General features: G+C 46.2%; 13 protein-coding genes. 10 read left to right on the top strand and 3 right to left on the bottom strand.

The window, feature by feature from the left end:
* The first annotated feature begins 125 nt into the window (after window positions 1-125).
* From MiSe_RS45525 to MiSe_RS45570, 9 genes are all read left to right on the top strand, one after another.
* Window positions 126-281, top strand: coding sequence for a hypothetical protein (locus MiSe_RS45525; protein WP_226593393.1), 156 nt, complete (start codon window positions 126-128; stop codon window positions 279-281).
* Window positions 278-649 carry a hypothetical protein gene (locus MiSe_RS45530; protein WP_226593395.1) on the top strand — a complete coding sequence of 124 codons (372 nt, stop codon included), beginning with the start codon at window positions 278-280 and terminating at the stop codon, window positions 647-649. Before MiSe_RS45525 ends, MiSe_RS45530 begins: the two co-directional genes overlap by 4 nt.
* Complete coding sequence (locus MiSe_RS45535; RefSeq protein WP_226593397.1) at window positions 646-789, top strand: hypothetical protein; 144 nt, start codon at window positions 646-648, stop codon at window positions 787-789. The genes MiSe_RS45530 and MiSe_RS45535 overlap by 4 nt, the downstream gene beginning before the upstream one ends.
* Entirely contained in the window at window positions 786-929 is a 144-nt protein-coding gene (locus MiSe_RS45540) for a hypothetical protein (RefSeq protein WP_226593399.1), read from the top strand. Before MiSe_RS45535 ends, MiSe_RS45540 begins: the two co-directional genes overlap by 4 nt.
* Complete coding sequence (locus tag MiSe_RS45545; protein ID WP_226593401.1) at window positions 926-1,081, top strand: hypothetical protein; 156 nt, start codon at window positions 926-928, stop codon at window positions 1,079-1,081. The genes MiSe_RS45540 and MiSe_RS45545 overlap by 4 nt, the downstream gene beginning before the upstream one ends.
* Window positions 1,082-1,153: 72 nt before the next feature.
* Entirely contained in the window at window positions 1,154-1,315 is a 162-nt protein-coding gene (locus tag MiSe_RS45550; RefSeq protein ID WP_226593403.1) for a hypothetical protein, read from the top strand.
* Complete coding sequence (locus MiSe_RS54290) at window positions 1,312-3,237, top strand: ArnT family glycosyltransferase (protein ID WP_264197041.1); 1,926 nt, start codon at window positions 1,312-1,314, stop codon at window positions 3,235-3,237. The genes MiSe_RS45550 and MiSe_RS54290 overlap by 4 nt, the downstream gene beginning before the upstream one ends.
* 500 nt (window positions 3,238-3,737) lie before the next feature.
* Window positions 3,738-4,571, top strand: coding sequence for an ABC transporter substrate-binding protein (locus MiSe_RS45565; protein ID WP_226593405.1), 834 nt, complete (start codon window positions 3,738-3,740; stop codon window positions 4,569-4,571).
* Window positions 4,572-4,724: 153 nt separating this feature from the next.
* Window positions 4,725-5,222, top strand: a complete 498-nt coding sequence (locus MiSe_RS45570) for an ABC transporter substrate-binding protein (protein WP_373873025.1) — start codon at window positions 4,725-4,727, stop codon at window positions 5,220-5,222.
* A 191-nt stretch (window positions 5,223-5,413) separates the two neighbouring features.
* Here MiSe_RS45570 and trmB read toward each other — a convergent pair whose 3' ends face one another.
* Complete coding sequence (gene trmB / locus MiSe_RS45575; protein WP_226593407.1) at window positions 5,414-6,052, bottom strand: tRNA (guanosine(46)-N7)-methyltransferase TrmB; 639 nt, start codon at window positions 6,050-6,052, stop codon at window positions 5,414-5,416.
* Between the two features lie 127 nt (window positions 6,053-6,179).
* On the opposite strand from trmB, the gene MiSe_RS45580 reads away from it, so the two are divergent.
* Entirely contained in the window at window positions 6,180-7,280 is a 1,101-nt protein-coding gene (locus tag MiSe_RS45580) for a metallophosphoesterase family protein (protein WP_226593409.1), read from the top strand.
* 373 nt (window positions 7,281-7,653) lie between these two features.
* On the opposite strand, the gene MiSe_RS45585 is transcribed toward MiSe_RS45580, so the two are convergent.
* Window positions 7,654-7,878, bottom strand: coding sequence for a hypothetical protein (locus tag MiSe_RS45585; RefSeq protein ID WP_226593411.1), 225 nt, complete (start codon window positions 7,876-7,878; stop codon window positions 7,654-7,656).
* A complete protein-coding gene (locus MiSe_RS45590; RefSeq protein WP_226593413.1) occupies window positions 7,850-8,323 on the bottom strand; it encodes a hypothetical protein in 474 nt (157 codons plus the stop codon). The genes MiSe_RS45585 and MiSe_RS45590 overlap by 29 nt, the downstream gene beginning before the upstream one ends.
* Between the last annotated feature and the right edge of the window lie 89 nt (window positions 8,324-8,412).

Here is an 8,412-nt window from a genome sequence, read left to right on the forward strand (position 1 = left end):
ATGTTGCACCTGCCGTGCCCCTACCCCAAACCCTTTGTGGGGGCACGGCATGATAAATATTTCGTTTACTCTCACCATGTTGCACCTGCCGTGCCCCTACCCCAAACCCTTTGTGGGGGCACGGCATGATAAATATTTCGTTTACTCTCACCATGTTGCACCTGCCGTGCCCCTACCCCAAACCCTTTGTGGGGGCACGGCATCCTAAATATTTCGTTTACTGTCACCATGTTGCACCTGCCGTGCCCCTACCCCAAACCCTCTGTGGGGGCACGGCATGATAAATATTTCGTTTACTCTCACCATGTTGCACCTGCCGTGCCCCTACCCCAAACCCTGTGTGGGGGCACGGCATTATAAATATTTCGTTGTTGCACCTGCCGTGCCCCTACCCCAAACCCTGTGTGGGGGCACGGCACGATCAATATTTCGTTTACTCTCACCATGTTGCACCTGCCGTGCCCCTACCCCAAACCCTGTGTGGGGGCACGGCATGATAAATATTTCGTTGACTCTCACCATGTTGCACCTGCCGTGCCCCTACCCCAAACGGTTTGTGGAGGCAGGGCATGATAAATATTTCGTTTACTGTCACCATGTTGCACCTGCCGTGCCCCTACCCCAAACGGTTTGTGGAGGCAGGGCATGATAAATATTTCGTTTACTGTCACCATGTTGCACCTGCCGTGCCCCTACCCCAAACCCTGTGTGGGGGCACGGCATGATAAATATTTCGTTGTTGCACCTGCCGTGCCCCTACCCCAAACGGTTTGTGGAGGCAGGGCATGATAAATATTTCGTTGACTCTCACCATGTTGCACCTGCCGTGCCCCTACCCCAAACCCTGTGTGGGGGCACGGCATGATAAATATTTCGTTGTTGCACCTGCCGTGCCCCTACCCCAAACCCTGTGTGGGGGCACGGCATGATAAATATTTCGTTTACTCTCACCATGTTGCACCTGCCGTGCCCCTACCCCAAACCCTGTGTGGGGGCACGGCATGATAAATATTTCGTTTACTGTCACCATGTTGCACCTGCCGTGCCCCTACCCCAAACCCTGTGTGGGGGCACGGCATGATAAATATTTCGTTTACTGTCACCATGTTGCACCTGCCGTGCCCCTACCCCAAACGGTTTGTGGAGGCAGGGCATGATAAATATTTCGTTTACTGTCACCATGTTGCACCTGCCGTGCCCCTACCCCAAACGGTTTGTGGAGGCAGGGCATCCTAAATATTTCGTTTACTGTCACAATCTTAAACGTGCCGTGCCCCTACTAAGGCTGACAAAGGCTGGAAAGCTAGAGACATGAAACTTGGCGATCGCATCACCATCCCTGTGAAAAAATTCTGGCAGCAGCATCCGCGCCATCGTTGGATACTGTCGATTCTGTGGGTGCTATTAATTGGCTTTTTGGCGTTTTTCTGGAATTTAGGCAGCATTGGTTTAATCGACGAAACCGAACCGCTATTTGCCGAAGCGGCGCGGCAAATGACCGTAACGGGGGATTGGATCGTGCCGTTTTTTAACGGCAAAACGCGCTTTGATAAGCCGCCGTTGGTTTACTGGTTAATGGCGATCGCATATAAAATTCTAGGCGTTAACGAGTGGAGCGTGCGCCTACCGAGTGCAATTGCTGCACTAGGGCTAACTGCACTCGGCTTTTACACCCTACGCCGTTTCGCATTTTTGCCACAAACTCGGTTAATTGAACAAAAAATCGCAAATTCTCTTTGGTTTTCCGCCTGGATCGGTACTGCCCTAATTGCCTTAAATCCGCTTACCCTAGTTTGGGCAAGAACCGGCGTCTCGGATATGCTACTCGTAGGTTGCATGGGATCGGCACTGCTTTGCTTTTTTATCGGATATGCCGGAATTCGGGAAGAAGAGGGGGAGACGCGGGGATGGGGAGACGCAAAGAAACAAATTGACTCGTATTTTTCTCCTTGGTATGTAGCATTTTACTTGCTGAGTGCTTTGGCAGTTTTGGCGAAAGGCCCGGTGGGAATAGTATTACCAGGATTGATAATTGCTGCTTTTCTACTTTATCTGGGCAAATTTAGGCTTGTTGTACCGCAAATGCGACCGCTGTTGGGTGGATTAATTTTTGCCGCAATTACTATTCCTTGGTACGTCCTGGTTATTTGGAAACAGGGCGACGCTTATATTAATTCGTTTTTTGGATACCACAATTTGCAACGCTTTACCAGCGTCGTCAACGATCATGCTGGGCCGTGGTACTTTTATTTTTTAATAGTGTTGGTGGGATTTGCTCCTTGGTCGAGTTACTTGCCCTTAGCGATCGCTAGACTGCGCTTTTGGGATCGAAAATACTGGCAAGCTGCACCCGCTGCGACTCAGTTAGGTTTATTCGCCCTATTTTGGTTTGCAGGCGTTTTCGGTTTCTTTACCATTGCTGTTACTAAACTACCCAGTTACGTACTGCCTTTAATGCCTGCGGCGGCAATTATGGTGACGCTGTTGTGGACTGAGCAAATGAGCAGAGGGGGAGGTGAGCAGGTGGGAATTAGGAATGCCACATACCCGATGCTTCAGTTAGGACTTTGGTGGAGTGGCTTATTTAATTTAGTGTTGGTATTAGCGATCGCATCTTTTATTTTCTTGAGTCCCAACTTGATAGGATATGACCCCGCCGTGCCTGATTTAAAACAGGTGTTGCAAAATTCAGGCATCCCCGTGCGGGGAGGAATTATTTGGGGACTAACGGCGACTGCGGTGGCGTTTTTGTTGCGAAAAAAACAGCTTCAACCTTGGCTTTGGAGTGCGAATTTGTTGGGATTTATCGCTTTTTTGATTTTTGTGTTAACTCCGGGCTACTTTTTGGTAGATAAAGTGCGCCAGCAACCGTTGCGAGAACTAGCTGCGATCGCAGTGCAACAGCAGAAACCTGGAGAAGAATTAATCATGGTTGGATTTGAAAAACCCAGCCTTGTATTTTACACCCAGCGCCCCGTAACCTTTTTCTCCTTCTTTGAATTTGCCTTAATCTACATGCAGCAAACCGCTGTCAAAAATCCAGCTTCACCTTCGGTGCTAATTCTGGCTCAATATAACAAAACCGGAGAAGAATTTTTACAGCCAGGTCAATCCAAAACTATCGCTCAAGCGGGAAGTTACAAACTAATTCGGGTGTCTAAAAAACAATTCCAGGATTTATGGAGCGATCCCCCCAACCCCCCTTCCCAAGGGGGGCTAAGTTTGATTAAAAAGTAGGTTGGGTTGAGGTAACGAAACCCCACAACAGACAAAATACTAAGGCACGACGATCTTATCACCTTTGTTTCTGGCTGCGAGAGAAACCCGGTTTCTTTACCCGCTTAACCAGCATTAGCCTTCGTGAACTGCTTGATTACGAGTAGCGCTAACCTACCCTACTAGCTCTACTTTTTTCCGACTCTTTCCTGATTTTCTCCGATTGACGAGGTAAATGTATTCAGACCTCCTAAAGCTGCTTGTGGGTTGTTGAGGTGCTATCTGCCGCCACTGATTTTTGCTGTTACAGCGGATTGCAAGCGAGTGAAGGAAAGCCTTATGGCTTCGTTTGTATAGCGGCAGCATTAATGCTGCCGCTATACAAACGAAGGTGTACTTCATGCGCCTGCAATCCGCTATAGACCGCTTTCTCGGTGGAAGCGATAGTTCAAAACTGTCTGTCAGCGTTCAGCATTTAGAGTAGGTTAGCGAGTCCAGCTATCAAGGTATTTGGTGACGAAATGATTTTCAACGTAGTTCCAGATTTTCTGTTTTTTATCATTGAGGTAGTATTATTAAACATAGCTTTAAATTTACTAGCTAATAGTATACATATTCCTCCCACACCAAGAAATCGTATTATTTTGGCTGTAATAGCATTATTTTTGGCACTAATATTATTCTGGATTAAAAATATTGTCTATCCACCGCCAATTTGTCAACCATCACCTGATGTTGCAACCCGTCTAAGTACAGGAGGCAATAATCTTATTACCAAAAACACACCATATGAAAAGGATCGAGAACAAAAAATATACGATAATAACAGACAAGTAGATGCAAATAACTCATACCTACTTGCTGTCGCTGTACCTGGAAATGCTCGACAACAAGCAGCAAGAGCGATGTTGGCTGGCGTTGCCGATGCACAAACCAAATTCAATCAAGCTCAGAAAGACCCAACTACACCAAAAAAATCATCCCAACCAAAACTTTTAAATATTGTAGTTGTTGATGATAATGACGATAAAGATGTTGCCAGTAAAGTTGCCTGCCAAATTGCGACAAATCCCGAATGGAAAAATATTTTGGGAGTTATCGGACATCATTCTAGCAATGCTAGTAAAGCAGCTTTGGAAATATACGCAAAAGCTGGCATAACAATGATAACTCCAACCAGCACCAGTACAAATTTAAGGCAAGACTCAAACAACAAAGTTTTTTTTAGAGCAACTGTTTCTAATGCAGCTTTGGGTCGTAGTTTAGCTGACGAGATCGGAACCTTAGGTAAAGTTCGTATCTTTTATGAAGGTAATAATGAATATAGCAAAGAATTGAAGAATAAATTTAAATAATTTTTAGATACCACTCTAGTTGAGAAAGAGATTGACATAAAACCTTCTAATTTCGCAGAAAGTGATGTACCTCGAACACCTAATTATGTTAAAGCTGCTGTCTTTTTCTCGAGTGGTGGTACAGAAGGAAAAAATAAGCGAACAATTAGTTTAATAAAAAAAATAAGGGACGAAAACCCTAGGATAAGCTTATTTGGTGGAGATTCGCTTTATGAGGGGTTGAACTTGTCCATAGGTAAGAGGGATATTGAGGGGTTGCAGTTAGTTATTCCCTGGTTTCCTGTCAACTTAGATGGACAAATGATTTCCGATTATGCCAGAGAAGCTAAAGAAACCTGGGGCGGGCAAATTAATTGGGTGACAGCAAGCAGCTATGATGCTACTCGGGCATTCCTGGCGGCAATATCACAAGCTGAAAAAACATATAGAAGGGTAGATAGGAAATCTGTTTTAGAGTCTTTACCAAAAGTTGTTCTTGAAAAGGAGTTTACATCAGGGGAGAAACTCGAGTTTCAAAATGGTGAACGGCAAGGGGGAAAGCCTGTTTTTGTAGAAGTAGTTCAGAAAGAAAAATTGCCAAAAATATTGCAGTGTAGCTTTGAGGTATGTTTTAAACCGTTTGAAGTAAAGAAACCCAACACAAAACACTAACCTGTTGGGTTTAACGATAGTGAAACCCAACCTACAATACAAATTATTTGAGTTATTGGCGATCCGAGATCTTTGGTAGGGGCACGGCATTTGATAACCTTTGATATAAACCAACAATTATTCTACGTTCCCTACGACACCGTGCCCCTACAACGCCGTGCCCCTACAGCCAACAATTTATTTCTCGGCAATTATTGACCTTTTTTAAACAACGCTCGATAAACAGGTTCGCCTTTTGCTTGAGTAGCAATTTCCCGTTCAGTAGGCACTGGGAGGGGGTTTTCTAGCAACCAAGTATCGCCATTCTGACTCAAAAAAGCTGGATGATTAGCGAAGCGCTGCTGCATTTCCACCGCCACCGCTTCGATATCCGACTGAAGCAAAACCAATCCGCCTGGTGCTAAATAAGTTGCCAAAAAATTAACCAATTCCGGTTGTACGATGCGCCGCTTTTGATGCCGTTTCTTAAACCAGGGATCGGGAAATTGAATCGTAACGTACTGTAACGTTCCCGGTGGCAGAGAACTGAGCAATGCTTGCAAAGAGTTATTCGCGTTGCAATACACATAATGGAGATTTGTCAACCCCAACTCATCGCGCAAGCGATTTGCTTCTTCTACCAAAGGTTCGCGAATTTCTAACCCCAGAAAGTTCCAATCCGGTTGTAGCTGTGCCATTTTTAAGACAAAGCGTCCCCGCGCGCAGCCAATATCTAGATGTAAAGGCTGTGTCGGATTGGCGTATACTTTCTCCCAGAGGGGAGGATCGGTAGGTGTCTGATACTTTCTACACAGGGGATTGACATGTTGTCGAACTCGAACCGCAGCCAAGGTGACGCTCCTTTTGGGAATGGCTAATGGCTAATGGCTAATTGGTATTTCCTATGACCTATTACCAATGACCCATCAACCAATCTAAAATCGAATATCTAAAATCTAAAATTTTTCTATCGGTGTTATGAGTTTAAATTTTCGGTTTGCGGTGGTAAGCGACTTACACATTGCGGTACCTCACACCGTTTGGGATCATCCTAGCCGGTTTCATCTGGTGGAAGTGGGTATCCCAGCTTTAGAAATTGTACTGCGCCATCTGGAACAACTCGACTTGGATTTTATCCTGTTACCGGGGGACTTGACGCAGCACGGGGAAGCGGATAACCATGCTTGGTTGAGCGATCGCATATCCCAACTCCCTTTCCCAGCTTATGTTGTACCGGGAAACCACGATTTTCCCAGTTTACTACCCAACGAGCGCTCAATTGGTTGGGCAGATTTCCCGCGCTACTACCGTAAAGCGGGTTACGACGACCCGACACAACTTTACTATACCTGCGAAGTTCTGCCCGGATTGCGCCTGATTGGACTCAACTCGAATCAATTTGACGCGGAAGGTAAGCAGATTGGACGTTTAGATGATACCCAGTTGGCTTGGTTGGAACAAGTTCTAGCACAAACCAAAGACGAGTTTGTCTTGGTGATGGTGCATCACAACGTAGTCGAACACTTACCCAATCAATCCCAGCATCAGCTGGGGCGTCGGTATATGTTAGACAATGCACCCGTTTTACGGCAAATGCTGCGAAAAGCTGGGGTGCAATTGGTATTCACGGGTCATTTGCACGTCCAAGATATTGCCCAGGATGACGGTTTATACGATATCACCACCGGGTCTTTGGTTAGCTATCCCCACCCTTATCGCATCTTGCACTTCCGCACGGATAATTATGACCGCAAATGGTTGCAGGTCGAGTCGTATCGCGTGGGAGAGGTTCCGGGTTGGACGACTTTGGCGCAGACATCGCGGGAGTGGATTGGGGAGCGATCGCTTCCTTTCATGCTCAGATTGCTCACCGATACTCCTTTGAATTTACCCACTGCAACCGCCGAAAAACTAGCACCGAGTCTGCGCTATTTTTGGGCGGATATTGCCAAGGGGGATGCTATTTTTGATTTTCCCCAATTTCCACCCGCAGTCCGCAGGTATTTTGAGCAATTTGGTGCTATCAACCGCGACGGTATTCCCACGCTGATTGATAATTGCACGACTTTGTTGCTTTAGCCGTTGTTCGTAGTAGGCGCTGCCATCGCCTACTACAAACCTGCGCCTAATGTTCCAATCTAAAATCTTAAATCTTAAATCCCTTGACTTTTCTGTGAGTTTTCTGATATTGTTATTTCCATAATGGGAAAGGCGCGCGCTTATATATAACGGAAAAAAGAGCGCGGCTGTTTGAGTTAGGAATATCAGAAAAAAGTTGCGATTCACCCGGTAAAGAAAGCAGAAGCATCCCGATTCGCAGCAGGGGTAGGGAAGATCAGCAGGGGTAGTAGGGGCTAAGGCTATAGTAAGTTTTGTCGTCAACCCAAAGATGTTTGAATGCCGTGCCCCAAAAATGTCGCATTCCCCAAAGATGAAAGCATCTTGCCAAAAATCAACCCAAAGATTCCCGATGGGTAACGGGGGTAGGGAACAGCAGTAAATTGTCCCATTCCCCAAAGATGTGGGAACGTTGCCAAAAATGTCTCGCAGCAGGGGTAGGGAAGATCAGCAGGGGTAGTAGGGGCACGGCATCAGTAAGTTTTGTCGTCAACCCAAAGATGTTTGAATGCCGTGCCCTTACAATGTCGTCAATCCAAAGATGAAAGCATCTTGCCAAAAATCAACCCAAAGATTCCCGATGCGTAACGGGGGTAGGGAACAGCAGTAAATTGTCCCATTCCCCAAAGATGTGGGAACGTTGCCAAAAATGTCGCATTCCCTAAAGATGAAAGCATCTTGGCAAAAATCAACCCAAAGATTGCCGATGCGTAACGGGGGTAGGGAACAGCAGTAAATTGTCCCATTCCCCAAAGATGTGGGAACGTTGCCAAAAATGTCGCCAAACCAAAGATGAAAGCATCTTGCCAAAAATCAACCCAAAGATTCCCGATGCGCCAGGGGGGTAGGGAACACGAGTAAATTGTCCCATTCCCCAAAGATGTGGGAACGTTGCCAAAAATGTCGCATTCCCTAAAGATGAAAGCATCTTGCCAAAAATCAACCCAAAGATTCCCGATGCGCCAGGGGGGTAGGGAACAGCAGTAAATTGTCCCATTCCCCAAAGATGTGGGAACGTTGCTCGCAGCAGGGGTAGGGAAGATCAGCAGGGGTAGTAGGGGCTAAGGCTAAAGTAAGTTTTGTCGTCAACCCA

The sequence above is a fragment of the Microseira wollei NIES-4236 genome (assembly GCF_020521235.1).
Taxonomy (GTDB): domain Bacteria; phylum Cyanobacteriota; class Cyanobacteriia; order Cyanobacteriales; family Aerosakkonemataceae; genus Microseira; species Microseira wollei.

Coding starts and splice junctions, on each gene's coding strand:
- MiSe_RS45525 (WP_226593393.1), top strand. CDS start 126: ATGATAAATATTTCGTTTACTCTCACCATGTTGCACCTGCCGTGCCCC.
- MiSe_RS45530 (WP_226593395.1), top strand. CDS start 278: ATGATAAATATTTCGTTTACTCTCACCATGTTGCACCTGCCGTGCCCC.
- MiSe_RS45535 (WP_226593397.1), top strand. CDS start 646: ATGATAAATATTTCGTTTACTGTCACCATGTTGCACCTGCCGTGCCCC.
- MiSe_RS45540 (WP_226593399.1), top strand. CDS start 786: ATGATAAATATTTCGTTGACTCTCACCATGTTGCACCTGCCGTGCCCC.
- MiSe_RS45545 (WP_226593401.1), top strand. CDS start 926: ATGATAAATATTTCGTTTACTCTCACCATGTTGCACCTGCCGTGCCCC.
- MiSe_RS45550 (WP_226593403.1), top strand. CDS start 1,154: ATGATAAATATTTCGTTTACTGTCACCATGTTGCACCTGCCGTGCCCC.
- MiSe_RS54290 (WP_264197041.1), top strand. CDS start 1,312: ATGAAACTTGGCGATCGCATCACCATCCCTGTGAAAAAATTCTGGCAG.
- MiSe_RS45565 (WP_226593405.1), top strand. CDS start 3,738: ATGATTTTCAACGTAGTTCCAGATTTTCTGTTTTTTATCATTGAGGTA.
- MiSe_RS45580 (WP_226593409.1), top strand. CDS start 6,180: ATGAGTTTAAATTTTCGGTTTGCGGTGGTAAGCGACTTACACATTGCG.